The 12,691-nt window shown below is 51.0% G+C and carries 11 protein-coding genes and 1 pseudogene; 7 read left to right on the plus strand and 5 right to left on the minus strand.

Annotated features, from left to right (window positions below; genetic code table 11):
* The first annotated feature begins 26 nt into the window (after positions 1 to 26).
* The gene (galE, locus tag O3276_RS10055) at positions 27 to 1,046 is read left to right on the plus strand and encodes a UDP-glucose 4-epimerase GalE (RefSeq protein ID WP_269675509.1); all 1,020 of its coding nucleotides are present in this window, start codon (positions 27 to 29) and stop codon (positions 1,044 to 1,046) included.
* Positions 1,047 to 1,113: 67 nt separating this feature from the next.
* Complete coding sequence (locus O3276_RS10060) at positions 1,114 to 2,823, plus strand: DNA ligase LigA-related protein (protein WP_269675510.1); 1,710 nt, start codon at positions 1,114 to 1,116, stop codon at positions 2,821 to 2,823.
* Between the two features lie 203 nt (positions 2,824 to 3,026).
* Here O3276_RS10060 and O3276_RS10065 read toward each other — a convergent pair whose 3' ends face one another.
* Positions 3,027 to 3,518: a pilin gene (locus O3276_RS10065; protein WP_269675511.1), complete on the minus strand. Its 492-nt coding sequence runs from the start codon at positions 3,516 to 3,518 to the stop codon at positions 3,027 to 3,029.
* A 388-nt stretch (positions 3,519 to 3,906) separates the two neighbouring features.
* Here O3276_RS10065 and O3276_RS10070 point away from each other — a divergent pair, with 388 nt between their 5' ends.
* Entirely contained in the window at positions 3,907 to 4,365 is a 459-nt protein-coding gene (locus O3276_RS10070) for a hypothetical protein (protein WP_269675512.1), read from the plus strand.
* Positions 4,366 to 4,513: 148 nt separating this feature from the next.
* Here O3276_RS10070 and hutH read toward each other — a convergent pair.
* The 3 genes and pseudogenes from hutH to hutC all read right to left on the minus strand — a co-directional run bounded on the left by hutH (position 4,514) and on the right by hutC (position 8,622).
* Positions 4,514 to 6,045, minus strand: a pseudogene (gene hutH, locus O3276_RS10075) (histidine ammonia-lyase).
* Positions 6,038 to 7,771, minus strand: a complete 1,734-nt coding sequence (gene hutU / locus O3276_RS10080; protein ID WP_269675960.1) for a urocanate hydratase — start codon at positions 7,769 to 7,771, stop codon at positions 6,038 to 6,040. The pseudogene hutH and the gene hutU overlap by 8 nt, the downstream one beginning before the upstream one ends.
* A gap of 137 nt (positions 7,772 to 7,908) precedes the next feature.
* On the minus strand, positions 7,909 to 8,622 hold the full coding sequence (gene hutC / locus O3276_RS10085; RefSeq protein ID WP_269675513.1) for a histidine utilization transcriptional repressor HutC: 714 nt from the start codon (positions 8,620 to 8,622) through the stop codon (positions 7,909 to 7,911).
* 194 nt (positions 8,623 to 8,816) lie between these two features.
* Between hutC and hutI the strand changes: the two genes are divergently transcribed.
* Both hutI and O3276_RS10095 read left to right on the plus strand, forming a co-directional pair.
* Positions 8,817 to 10,736, plus strand: coding sequence for an imidazolonepropionase (gene hutI / locus O3276_RS10090; protein ID WP_269675514.1), 1,920 nt, complete (start codon positions 8,817 to 8,819; stop codon positions 10,734 to 10,736).
* On the plus strand, positions 10,655 to 11,035 hold the full coding sequence (locus tag O3276_RS10095; protein ID WP_269675961.1) for an arginase family protein: 381 nt from the start codon (positions 10,655 to 10,657) through the stop codon (positions 11,033 to 11,035). The genes hutI and O3276_RS10095 overlap by 82 nt, the downstream gene beginning before the upstream one ends.
* A 36-nt stretch (positions 11,036 to 11,071) precedes the next feature.
* Here the strand turns inward: O3276_RS10095 and O3276_RS10100 are convergent, their stop codons facing one another.
* Entirely contained in the window at positions 11,072 to 11,680 is a 609-nt protein-coding gene (locus O3276_RS10100) for a hypothetical protein (protein ID WP_269675515.1), read from the minus strand.
* A gap of 415 nt (positions 11,681 to 12,095) precedes the next feature.
* On the opposite strand from O3276_RS10100, the gene O3276_RS10105 reads away from it, so the two are divergent.
* Both O3276_RS10105 and O3276_RS10110 read left to right on the plus strand, forming a co-directional pair.
* Positions 12,096 to 12,383 (plus strand): type II toxin-antitoxin system RelB/DinJ family antitoxin, encoded by a 288-nt coding sequence (locus O3276_RS10105; RefSeq protein ID WP_442876579.1) that lies wholly within the window; start codon positions 12,096 to 12,098, stop codon positions 12,381 to 12,383.
* Positions 12,383 to 12,538 (plus strand): type II toxin-antitoxin system RelE/ParE family toxin, encoded by a 156-nt coding sequence (locus tag O3276_RS10110; RefSeq protein WP_269675516.1) that lies wholly within the window; start codon positions 12,383 to 12,385, stop codon positions 12,536 to 12,538. Before O3276_RS10105 ends, O3276_RS10110 begins: the two co-directional genes overlap by 1 nt.
* The last annotated feature ends 153 nt before the right edge of the window (positions 12,539 to 12,691 follow it).

Raw genomic sequence — 12,691 nt, forward strand, 5'->3', positions numbered from 1 at the left:
CGGAGGCAGCCTTGAGCAACAACACTATGAACAAAAAAATTCTGGTAACCGGGGGCGCTGGCTATATTGGCAGCCATACTTGCGTCGAACTGCTCAACGATGGTTATGATATCATTGTGCTGGATAACCTCAGTAACAGCAGTGAGGAATCTCTGAAGCGGGTTCAGGAGATCACTGGTAAGACACTGGAGTTTGTCAAAGGGGATATTCGCGACCATGAGCTGTTGCACTCACTGTTCAGCAACCATGAGATATCCTCTGTTATTCATTTTGCCGGTCTGAAAGCCGTTGGCGAATCCGTCTCCATGCCCCTTGCTTACTTCGATAACAATGTGCATGGGACACTGGTGTTACTGGAAGCCATGAAACAGGCCAAGGTAAAAACCCTGGTGTTCAGCTCTTCTGCCACGGTGTATGGCGACCCTGCCAGCCTCCCCATCAGCGAGAACTTCCCGACCTCGGCCACCAACCCTTATGGTCGTTCGAAGTTGATGATAGAAGAAATCCTTCAGGACCTTCAGGTATCAGACAATAGCTGGCGAATTGCCCTGCTGCGTTACTTTAACCCGGTTGGTGCTCACCCTTCCGGTAGAATCGGTGAAGACCCGAATGATATTCCCAACAACCTGATGCCTTATATCTCTCAGGTTGCCATTGGCAAGCTGGACAAGCTCAGTGTCTACGGTAACGACTACCCCACCCACGACGGAACCGGAGTCAGGGACTATATCCATGTGGTTGACCTCGCTATTGGCCATGTGCGTGCTATTGAGAAACTGCAGAAAACTGAGGGAATCCATGCCTGGAACCTGGGGGTTGGTACAGGTTACAGCGTGCTGGAAATGGTCGCCGCTTTTGAACAGGCATCACAACAGCCAGTCCCTTACCAGATCGCCCCAAGACGCTACGGTGATATTGCCGCCTGTTATGCCAACCCAGACAAAGCCCTGAGCGAACTGGGCTGGAAAGCGGAAAAAGGGTTGGAAGATATGGTGTCTGATAGCTGGCGCTGGCAGTCGGCGAATCCAAACGGTTATCACAGTTAACCAGCGTTGGGGCTGCTGAAAAGCTAAAAGAGGGGTGCCACCGGCCTTTTCATGTTTTAATCGAAGCATGAAAAAAACAATATCGCTCCTGTGGATAATCTTTCTTCTACCAGCCTGGGCAGATGACTGCCCTCAGTGGGATCAAGGAGAAGCCACTGAGCAGATCAGCAGGCTATCGGATGAAGTGGCTTACCATGATGAACTGTACTTCAACCAGAACGCCCCGATTATCAGCGATGGTGAATACGACGACTTGCTTGCCAGGCTGAAATACTGGCAAGCGTGCTTCCCTTCCATCGCAACAGAGAAATCCCTTACCCGAACGCCTCACAATAAATACACAATTCACCATCAGGCTCCCATGGGCAGCTTAAAGAAAGCGCAGTCTGCCGACGAAGTAAAACGCTTTTTACAGCGAATAGCTGACAGTGGTGTTTTGGTACAGCCGAAGATTGATGGCGTGGCGGTGGAGCTGGTCTATAAAAACAGACGGTTAATCCAGGCTTCCACCCGGGGAAATGGCGAAGCTGGAGTCGATATCCTCCATCATATCCGGCAGATGCCATTGATCCCAAAAACACTGGGTAATGATGAAAAAAACCAACTTATTCTTCATGGAGAGCTATTTGCACGGCTTGATATAATTGCTCCATCAATTCTTAAGCAATATGCCAGTGCCCGGCACCTGGTTGCTGGTCAGCTCAATCGGTCTGATCCAGAAACGGAAGCCGTAAAAGCTTTTGATTTTTTCCCATGGCAATGGGTTAACAGCCCTTTTAATAGCGGTTTACAGTCAATAACCGCTTTAGCGAACATGGGCTTTCCTCTGACCCTGGAGCATACCCACAAAACAACATCCTACCCTGAAATCAAACAGCGCCTTGAGCACTACGCAACCATCAACAAACCCGTATTTTTAATGGATGGAATTGTGATTAAGGCCAACAGCAAAACTTTCAAAAAGCAGCTGGGCTGGACAGGTGATACACCAGCCTGGGCCATGGCATGGAAGTTTCCACCTGCAACCACCACATCAAAAGTGGATGCGATTGAATTTACCATTGGGCGAACCGGCAATATCACACCCGTGGTTCATATTAAGCCCGTACTGTTCAAAAACAGAACCCTCTCAACCCTTTCACTGGGCACTGTTCAGAATCTGGAAAAGAAAGCGATTGCCGTAGGGGATCAAATCAGTGTCAAGCTCAAGGGGAGTGCCATACCGGTCTTTGGTAAGGTGTTGTTTCGTCCGGCAAACAGGATAAGCCCGAAACTCCCGGATACAAGCCGTTATACGCCCTTTACCTGCCTCTCTATGGCACCGGGTTGTGAACAACAGTTTGTTGCTCGCCTGATATGGTTAACCGGTAAGCAGGGGCTTGATCTTGCCGCGATCAGCAAGCCAGCCATTCATCAATGGGGTCAAACGGGAACCATCCAGACACTGGTGGATATTCTGCAGCTGACACCCCATTCACTGCAATCGGCAGGGATGCATCCAAAGGAAGTCCAACAATACTTTGAATCCATTCGACGACCAAAAAGCCTGGAGCAACAGATCCGTGCGCTGAGTATTCCAGGCATCGGGAAAAGCAATGCCCGCGAGTTGGCTGGGTGTATAACGGATTTACGAGGATTGTTATCCCGGCAGATTTCAGATCAGTGCCCAACGGTTGGCAGTAAACGGATGGAAGATTTACAGGACTATGTGAACAGGAAGCAAGTTAGAGAGTTGATTGAGTTTCTGGTTGAGCCTGGTAGTCAGAAAACCGGGTAAAAGCACAGTCTACCCCCAAGAGTCTCGTCCCCATGCTTTGCGTGGGAATGCATACCAGAGCTGGCCGAATGTTCAGCCGTTGTTTTTATAGAGTTTGTGGTGAATTGCAGTCAAGCCTTGAGGCTTGCTTGATAGCGGAAACTGCTGGTGTTTTCGGTTGGCATTCCCACGCAGAGCGCGGGAATGAAGCAACGAGGCAAGCGTTAACCTCCAAAAGTGCCATCAGATTTACCGCTCCATTGCTTGGATTTCGTGACGGCATCTGTACCACAAAGATTATTTGCTGTTGTATCTCCACCATTCTGGCAAGACATCTTCCAGTTACCACCGGTGGCATCCGATTGGAAGATCAGAGTTTGAGCACCAAATGAACTCGCTGGCGTCACTATCAGCTCTGCATAAGTATTGTCTATATATGCACCAACGGACACTCTGGTACCGTCCACTGAGGGTACACCGCTACCAGGAGCACCGGGTTTACAGGATTGAATGGTCGCTGTCTGAGCGCAAATCGCTACAGCTGTCTGAAATGCTTTCACTTCGCTCAGTGCTGCCTGAGCCGTTGAGTTCCTGGTGTACGCTTGATACTGTGGAATCGCTACCGATGCCAAAATACCAATGATCGCCACAACGATCATCAATTCAATCAGGGTAAAACCCGACATCTTACGGATTTCCGACATCCTTGTTTTCATAATTTTTTCCTCGACCAATGAGTTTTTTTGACAGCGCGCTGAAGTCCATTGCTCAATCTGTCGGCACCGTCCTGCAGCCCTTTAAACAGGATAGTTAAGTTCAGTAATGGTGCAGGGCTGACCACTCACAAACCCGGTGGCAGCAAAACCCTGCTGGTCGTTTTGCCAACAGGGCAAATTCACCATAAATACGACATATCCCGTTGATTAGAATAATAAAACCACTAAACCCGGCTTTTTATAGAGTGAAACCTTCCATACCGCTTATCGTGCAGAAATCCCAGCCACGCTTCTTTTGACAGATCAGCTACTTTTTTTTGCCACTCGTCCGATAGCCAAAGTAATGACGCTACTTATTCAAGAACGGTTCAAAAAGGCAGGCATGGCTATGCAAAATAAAACCCTGGTAAATAACCAATTAGGCTCATGGCTGGCACGGATTGGTATTGCATTCATCATTGCTCTGTCAGCCTTTATCACTGGCTTTATCAGTCTGCAGTTCTTTTATCAGCAGAAAGTTGACAGCTATTTCTCAAACCTGGATATCAACAGTCTCTCAACCGATAAGTCAGCTTTGATTATCCGAACCAAAGATCACTGGATTACCACCACCGGCCAGCACCGGGAAACCTACAAGCCGCTATTAGCGAAAGAGCTGGGCAATTATAAAAATCATCAATACGTTGGCTGGTTTTCCAGTTTTAGCGACTGGCTGGGCAGCAATGACGGGCTACCATTTACGCTGCTTTATGAAGTTGAGTATGAGCATGGCGTAAGTGAAGAAACTTTTCTCTTCAAGGGGCTGTTATCAACAAAGCTTGTTGCGAGACAGGTAAGGATTAATTAACTATTCATGTGTTTTGACAAGTTCCAGAACAAAAACTCTAAAATAGATATGGATAGCGCACATTGGTTTCGTGCACAGGTCGATCCCCGAAGGGAGCCGGCTCGAGAATGAGCTAACCAGATGTTGAGCATTTAGCCGCCTGCACAAACTAAGAGTGGCTTGGCAACAGCTCTGCTGGCATATAAACGCTCAACTCACCACCGGCCACCAGCTCCGATGCCTTCTGGATATCAGGAAAGAAATACCGGTCCTGATCATAGAACGGTATATCCTTTCTCACTGTTTTCATCACCCGTTGCAGCGTTTCCGAGGTTTTGTAGGGTTTCCTCATATCCACTCCCTGTGCCGCCGCCAGCAATTCGATACCCACAATAGACGCAGTATTACTGTTCATCTCCCGTAAACGGCGGGCACCATAAGTTGCCATGGAGACATGGTCTTCCTGATTGGCAGAAGTGGGCAGACTATCGGCAACCGAAGGATGACAGAGGCAACGATTTTCACTGGCCAGGGCAGCCGCCGTGTTATGGGCAATCATAAACCCGGAATTGACGCCACTGTTCTTCACCAGAAATGGCGGCAATCCGCTCAGGTGTTGATCCACCAGCAACGCAATGCGGCGTTCACTGATGGCACCGATTTCTGCAATGGCCAGAGCCAGTGCTTCGGCAGCCATGCCGGTTGGCTCGGCGTGAAAGTTGCCACCGGAAAGTATTTCATTCTGCTCAGCAAAGACCAGGGGATTATCGGTAACACCATTGGCTTCCACTGCCAGCAGACCCGCGGCATAACGCATCTGTTCCAGGCAGGCTCCCATCACCTGGGGCTGGCATCTCAGTGAGTAGGGATCCTGAACCTTGTCACAATCTATGTGTGCCTGCTCAATGTCACTGTGATCCAGCATGGTACGGTAGGCATGAGCAATATCAATTTGCCCTTGCAACCCCCGCGCCTCGTGAATGCGAGAATCAAAAGGACGACGGCTGGCCATGGCGGCTTCAATGGAGAGGCTCCCGGCGATGATGGCTGATGCCATTAAATCTTCCGCACCAAACAGTCCCTGCAAGGCAAAGGCCGTACTGGCCTGAGTACCATTCAGCAGTGCCAGCCCTTCCTTCGGTGCCAGCTTCATGGGCTCCATACCGGCATGGGTCAGGGCTTCCATGGCCGTCAACTGCTGACCATCCACCAGGGCATGCCCCTCACCCAGCAATAAACAGCTCATATGAGCCAGCGGCGCAAGATCACCACTGGCCCCTACGGACCCCTTCTCGGGAACACGGGGTAAACCTCCAGGTTAATCAGTTGAATCAGTGCTTCAATCAATTCCAGCCTCACTCCCGACAATCCCCGGGCAAGGCTGTTGATTTTTAATACCATCATCAGGCGGACAGTGCTTTCATCCATAAATTGTCCAACACCTGTCGAATGAGAAAGCACAATGCTCCTTTGCAAATCCTCCAGCTCCTGATCCGGAATCCGGGTATTGGCCAGCAGACCAAAACCGGTATTGATACCATACACAACCCGATTTTCTGCCAGCGCATGATTCACGCAGGCCACACTTTGATGGATAGCTTCATAACAGTCCGGGGCCAGCTTGATCTGAACCTCGTGACGACTAACCCTGTGCAGGTCACTCAGCGATAATTTTCCGGGGGAAATCACTAACTCATTCATACCTTTGCCCTCCCGACTGCATGGGCAGGTCCAGACTATTGTCCCGTGCACACTCACGGGCAATGTCATACCCTGCATCGGCATGGCGCATGACCCCGGTTCCCGGGTCATTCCACAGCACTCTGCCCAGTTTTTCCCGGGCTTCATCGGTACCATCCGCGACAATCACCACACCGGAGTGCTGGCTGTAACCAATCCCCACACCACCACCATGATGGAGACTCACCCAGGTTGCCCCCGAGGCAGTGTTCAGCAGCGCATTCAGCAGCGGCCAGTCAGAGACGGCGTCACTGCCATCCTGCATCCCTTCGGTTTCCCGGTTAGGGCTGGCAACCGAGCCGGAATCCAGATGATCACGACCAATCACTACTGGCGCACTCAGCTCACCACTGGCCACCATATCGTTAAAGGCCTGCCCAAGGCGGGCCCGGTCTTGCAAACCAACCCAGCAGATGCGGGCTGGCAGCCCCTGGAACGCAATCCGCTCTCTGGCCATATCCAGCCAGTTATGCAGGTGTGCATCGTCGGGAATCAGCTCTTTGACTTTCTGGTCAGTCTTGTAGATATCTTCAGGGTCACCGGACAGGGCTGCCCAGCGGAAAGGACCAATACCCTGGCAAAAGAGTGGACGAATATAAGCAGGCACAAAACCGGGGAAGTCAAACGCGTTTTCAACCCCGACCTCTTTCGCCATCTGTCTTATGTTGTTACCGTAATCGACAGTTGCCGCCCCCCGCTTCTGCAACTCCAGCATGGCCTGCACCTGCACAGCCATAGATTCTCGTGCAGCACGGGTAACCGCCGCTTCATCCGCCTGACGACGTTCGCAGGCCTGAGACAATGTCCACCCTTTGGGCAAATAACCGTTCAATGGGTCATGGGCTGATGTCTGATCCGTCACCACATCCGGCGTAATATTGCGTTCAACCAGCTCGGGGAATATATCCGCCGCATTTGCCAGCAAGCCCACTGAAATTGCCTTGCCTGCCGATTTGGCCTGTTCAATCATCGCCAGCGCTTCATCCAGCGTCGCTGCTTTTTTATCCAGGTAACGGGTTTTCAGGCGAAAGTCGATTCGGGACTCATCCACTTCACAGGCCAGCATGGAAAAACCGGCCATGGTCGCCGCCAGAGGCTGCGCGCCCCCCATGCCGCCAAGACCACCGGTGAGAATCCACTTGCCCGAAGCATCGCCCTGGAAGTGGGTTTTGGCCATGGCCACAAAGGTTTCGTAGGTACCCTGCACAATGCCCTGGGAACCAATGTAGATCCAGGAGCCTGCGGTCATCTGGCCATACATCATCAGACCTTGTTTATCCAACTCATGGAAGTACTCCCAGTTTGCCCAGTAAGGCACAATGTTAGAGTTGGCAATCAACACCCGGGGAGCACCGGGGTGGGTCTTGAATACCCCGACCGGCTTTCCGGACTGGACCAGCAATGTTTCATCGATTTGCAAACGTTTCAGAGTGGCCACTATCTGGTCGTAGCAAGCCCAATCCCGGGCGGCTCGGCCAATACCACCGTAAACCACCAGCTGTTCAGGATGCTCTGCCACCTCCGGATCCAGATTATTCATCAACATACGCAGGGGGGCTTCTACCTGCCAGCTGCAGGTATTCAGCTCAGAGCCTCTGGGAGCCCGAATGATTCGGTCCGGATCAAATCGCTGATGGCCTTTACTGCCGGTTTTACCAACGGGTTCTTTACCACCGGCTATAAGCATCTTCTCCTGTTCACTTGCCATATTCACCGTCCTCTACGTTACGCTGCTTTATTGTGGAACTGTCACCTGCACAATCGTTGTTATTGCCCCGGAAGGCTGTCGGTGTTACTCCTGTGATCCGACTTGTCGGCAGGTCATCAGGAAAACTGTAAGTGATCTCCCAGGCGGTATCGGTCACCGGGGTGCATCAGCCTGGCCAGACTGACGACACCGTGCCGACACCAGCTTCTTCTGGTGATTCTCAAACAGGGAGCACCGGCTTCCATAGCCAGAGCTTCGGCCACTTCTTTCGAAGGCAAAACCGCTTCTACGACATGTGTCGCTTCTGTAAGCGCTGCAACCCCGGTCAGATAAACATTGGGCGTTTCCCTTGAAAAATCCTGTTTCAGGTAATCCGGAGCAAACCGCGGATTAATATGCCGTTCTTCCCACTGCAGTGGCAGGCCATTTTCGTAGTGAATAATAATGGAATGAAAAACGGTCGCTGACTCCGGTAACTCAAGGGAAACCGCAATAGCCTCGGTCGCCTTTTCTTCAGACAGAAGCAATACCCGGTTGCTGTAACCATGCCCTCGCCCCCTGATCTCGTCGGCAATATTTTTTACTGTCAGTATTGACGATTGTGGCTCGATAGGAGCCACAAACGTACCCAACCCTTGCTGGCGCATCAGTACGCCCGATGCCGTCAGCTCCTGCAGCGCCTTCCTGGCGGTCATCCGGCTCACCGAAAATTGCTGGCAGAGCTCGTTCTCAGAAGGCACCTTGCGGGATTCTGTCCACTCCCCGCACTCAATCTTGTCAAGAATATAGTGCTTAATCTGCTGATAACGGGGTAACAGGCTCTGATTCATAATTTATTTGTGCCACTTGGAGCTTTTCAGACATTCCGGGGATCCCGGGCAACCGCAGCTTGCTCATATAGTTTTATTGTATATAGTTGTATATACAATCCAATAATAATCCAATTTGTGCGATTCTGCTAAAAATACCGATTATTCTTGAAGCAATCGTTCATCACTCAGTCAACCAATAGCGGCCGGACACCATGAACAATAGTCACGCTGACGCATCATTGACCTCCTGTGACCTCCTCATCCGGAATATTCACCTGGCCACCATGGATCCGGCTCACACGTCAACCTGCCCCTATAACAGCATCCGTCAGGGAGCCGTTCTGGTGCAGGGCGGAAAGACTGTATGGGCAGGGGCCGAATCCGACTTACCACCAGGCAGCAAGGCCAAAGAGACCATCGATGGACAAGGACAATGGTTAACACCCGGCCTGATCGACTGCCACACCCACCTGGTCTATGCCGGGGACCGCTCCAGAGAGTTTGAACAGCGGCTTGAAGGCGTCAGCTATGAAACCATCGCCAAACAGGGAGGCGGCATTCTCTCCACCGTCAAAGCCACCCGGGCAGCCACGGTTGAAGAACTGGTTGACGAATCCCGCCCTCGACTTGAGGCATTACTGGCTGAAGGGGTGACTACACTGGAAATCAAATCCGGCTACGGCCTGGATACGGAAACCGAAAGAAAAATGCTTCGGGCCGCAAGTCTGCTGGCCAGCGAGTACCCTGTCACTGTCGTTCGTACTTTTCTGGGTGCCCACGCTTTGCCGCCGGAATACAAAAACCAGGCTGACGATTACATTGAGCACGTATGCACCGAGATGATGCCTGCAATGGCCAGAGAACAGTTGGCCGATGCCGTGGATGTGTTCTGTGAAAACATTGCCTTCTCACCGGCACAGACCGAACGGGTATTTAAGGCAGCCAAAGCCCATGGGATGAACATCAAACTCCATGGCGAGCAACTCTCTGACAGCGGCGGCACCCAACTGGCGGTAAAATATCAGGCGCTTTCCGTGGATCACTTGGAATACCTCAGCCAGTCCGGTATTGAAGCGTTAAAAAACAGCAACACGGTAGCCACTCTGTTGCCGGGAGCCTTCTACTTTCTTCGGGAAACCAAGCTGCCACCTATTGAAGCATTGAGAGAGGCTGGCGTTCCTATCGCCATTGCTACCGACCTGAACCCCGGCACCTCCCCCTTCGCCTCCATACGACTGATGATGAATATGGCCTGCACCCTGTTTCGTATGACGCCTTCCGAGGCACTGGCCGGTTGTACCCGCCATGCGGCACAGGCACTGGGTCTGCAGGACAAAACTGGTCGAATCAGAGCAGGACTGGATGCCGACTTGTTACTCTGGCCTGTCAGCCATCCTGCCTCTCTGGCGGCCGGACTCACGGGCATCTCCCCTTCCCTGATCATAAAAAGTGGCCAAATTGTGCAATCAACCATCTCCAGAAACCCATCATTCTCCTGGTCTGGCCGTATTGATCAGGAAACTGATCCTCAGGCTGCACAGCGCTGGCACCAGAAAGTTCGCCCTTATGCACCGGGGGGCGAACCAGGAGCTGCTTTACTGGGGTTTGAGTCTGATGAAGGCGTCCGGAGAAATCAGGGCCGACCCGGGGCCGCCAAAGGGCCCGACCATATCCGACAGGCACTGACCAACCTTCCCTGGAATCGCACTGCCCCGGTTTGGGATGCAGGCAACATTCGCTGCCATGGTACCCACCTTGAACAGGCACAACAGGACTATGCCGGGCAGATGTGCCAACTATTAGACAATGGTCAATTAGTGATTGGCTTGGGAGGAGGCCATGAAATTGGCTGGGCTTCTTACCAGGGACTGATGATGCATCTGGAAAAACAGGAGAAGGGTAAAGACCGGATCAATGTCGGCATTATCAATTTTGATGCCCACTTTGACCTCCGTTTACCCGAAGTGGGTCCCAGCTCAGGAACGCCATTCTGGCAGGCTTCTGAATACGCCGGGAGCACAGCATCCCGTTTAACTATTTTTGTTTTGGCATCAGTGCAAGCAGCAATACTCAGGCGCTTTTCAATCGAGCTGATCAACTGGGTGTCACTTATCGACTCGATAAAGAAATGACACTGCTGAACCTGCCATCGTTACAGCAAGATCTCCAACAATTTATCGACCGGGTGGATCATATTTACCTGACCATCGACATTGATGCCTTCCCCGCCGCCCTGGCCCCTGGCGTCAGCGCCCCCGCTGCCAGAGGCATTCCACCGGAAGTTGTTGAACCTTTGCTGGATATCATCAAACATTGCAGCAAGCTGAAACTCTTTGATATCGCTGAAACCTGCCCGAAACATGATATTAATGCTCACACGGCCCGGCTGGCAGCGCGGTTAATTCATCAGCTGGCTGGACAAACCCGGTAGATTATTCTGAATGCATTTGCAAACCATATTTTCATTTTATTTGAGCTCAAGCAATGAACCCTGGACAGTATCACCGCTTTGATCTGCCCTCTCACCGTCAATCAACAGCTCCCCTTCCTGATCACCCTGCCCATCCAGAACACGGTAGAGCAGAGAATAAGCGACCCGCCATTGTCTTTCAGCCACCTGCAGGGTGACTGATTTAGTATTCAGACGAAGGACATGACCAAAATGTTCTTCCCCATGTTTATCTTTAAAACCCAGCAGATCTCCCACAGCAATGGCATGGCGACTCAGGCCTTGTTGAGCTTCATGATTAACGCGGGCATCGGCACCTTCAAGATTGAGCATATAGTAGGGCACCGTCCAGCGTTTGCCATCGGTAAAATCCAGTACCAGTGCCCGCTTTTGCCTAAGCTGCAACACCTCGCAGTCACGCAGTGAGTTGCTGTTTCGGTCAAAGTAGCTCAGCTTCTGTCCAACGGTCAGCGCCGCCTTGATCCGGCCAATACGCTCTGACGACTCTAGCTCACGATCAATCATGGCATTCAGCCGGAACAGATCAAAGGTGCTGGCCTGATTCAGGGCTTCCAGCAATTGGGCATAATCCATGGTTGGTTTGGCGGGGGAGTTACTGTTATTCATCAGTAGTCAGTACCATGATTTAGTTATGGGTGTTTGATCCCGAAGGCAGAACAAATTGATGGCCGGTTGCCGGTGCCTCAAACACTGCCCGTGGTTGGGTTTCTTTGCATAGCATTGTTTCATTTATGCCGACGTCTGGTCATAGGCTTTTCGCCTGTCCAGCAATATAGTCATAAGTCGAAGACCAGCGAGTTTTACAGAGAGTTCCCCTTCCTTTCAACCCCTATCAGGAATACATCGACTAAATAAGCCCTTATTTTTTCTGCATGTAATTTTTGAATTTCCAAACGAGGGGCATTTGAGGGGCTAATTGGATTTACCGTGTTCCATGCTGATATAGCCAAATCACCTAACTCGTTTTTTGTGAGCCTCTCTATACCGTGCTAACATTTGTACTCACAGCAATAAGGAAACCATGATGGAAACAAGAATACAATTTCGAGTCGATGAGGAAACAAAACGCCTGGCTCAAAAAATGGCTGAAAGTCAGGGGCGCACTATCAGTGATGCATGCCGGGAGTTTACTGAGCAACTGGCTGAACAACAGCGTAAGTTATCCTCCCACGATCAATGGCTAACCCAACAAGTCAACCAGGCATTTGAGAAACTGGACTCTGGAGCAACGAATTTTGCTGAACACGATAAAGCCAAAGACGAGATGGCTAAGCGCAAAGCGAAAATTCGCAACAGAGGCAGCCAGTGATGATTTTATGGGAAGAAGAGTCTCTGAATGATCGGGAAAAGATCTTTGAGTTTCTTTATGATTTTAATCCTGAAGCCGCAGAAAAGACTGATCTGATCATAGAAACGAAAGTCGAAAACTTATTAGAACAACCGCTTATGGGGGGGGCAGCGTGAAGGCATCCGTGGCAGATTGCTGATGATTCCGGAAGTATCCATGATTGTTTCATACTGGGTGGATGGTAAAGCTATTCGTGTAATGCGAGTTCTTCACCAAAAACAAAAATTCCCAAACAGAAAAAGGGCGTAAACTTTTGAATTTACGCCCTT

This window comes from Endozoicomonas sp. GU-1, from assembly GCF_027366395.1.
In the GTDB taxonomy this organism is placed as follows: domain Bacteria; phylum Pseudomonadota; class Gammaproteobacteria; order Pseudomonadales; family Endozoicomonadaceae; genus Endozoicomonas.

What these genes read in the sequence shown, in the direction of transcription:
- O3276_RS10065 (WP_269675511.1), bottom strand. Translation starts at nt 3,518, where the DNA reads ATGAAAACAAGGATGTCGGAAATCCGTAAGATGTCGGGTTTTACCCTG.
- O3276_RS10060 (WP_269675510.1), top strand. Translation starts at nt 1,114, where the DNA reads ATGAAAAAAACAATATCGCTCCTGTGGATAATCTTTCTTCTACCAGCC.
- hutI (WP_269675514.1), top strand. Translation starts at nt 8,817, where the DNA reads ATGAACAATAGTCACGCTGACGCATCATTGACCTCCTGTGACCTCCTC.
- hutU (WP_269675960.1), bottom strand. Translation starts at nt 7,771, where the DNA reads ATGCTTATAGCCGGTGGTAAAGAACCCGTTGGTAAAACCGGCAGTAAA.
- O3276_RS10110 (WP_269675516.1), top strand. Translation starts at nt 12,383, where the DNA reads ATGATTTTATGGGAAGAAGAGTCTCTGAATGATCGGGAAAAGATCTTT.
- O3276_RS10100 (WP_269675515.1), bottom strand. Translation starts at nt 11,680, where the DNA reads ATGAATAACAGTAACTCCCCCGCCAAACCAACCATGGATTATGCCCAA.
- O3276_RS10070 (WP_269675512.1), top strand. Translation starts at nt 3,907, where the DNA reads ATGCAAAATAAAACCCTGGTAAATAACCAATTAGGCTCATGGCTGGCA.
- galE (WP_269675509.1), top strand. Translation starts at nt 27, where the DNA reads ATGAACAAAAAAATTCTGGTAACCGGGGGCGCTGGCTATATTGGCAGC.
- O3276_RS10105 (WP_442876579.1), top strand. Translation starts at nt 12,096, where the DNA reads ATGATGGAAACAAGAATACAATTTCGAGTCGATGAGGAAACAAAACGC.
- hutC (WP_269675513.1), bottom strand. Translation starts at nt 8,622, where the DNA reads ATGAATCAGAGCCTGTTACCCCGTTATCAGCAGATTAAGCACTATATT.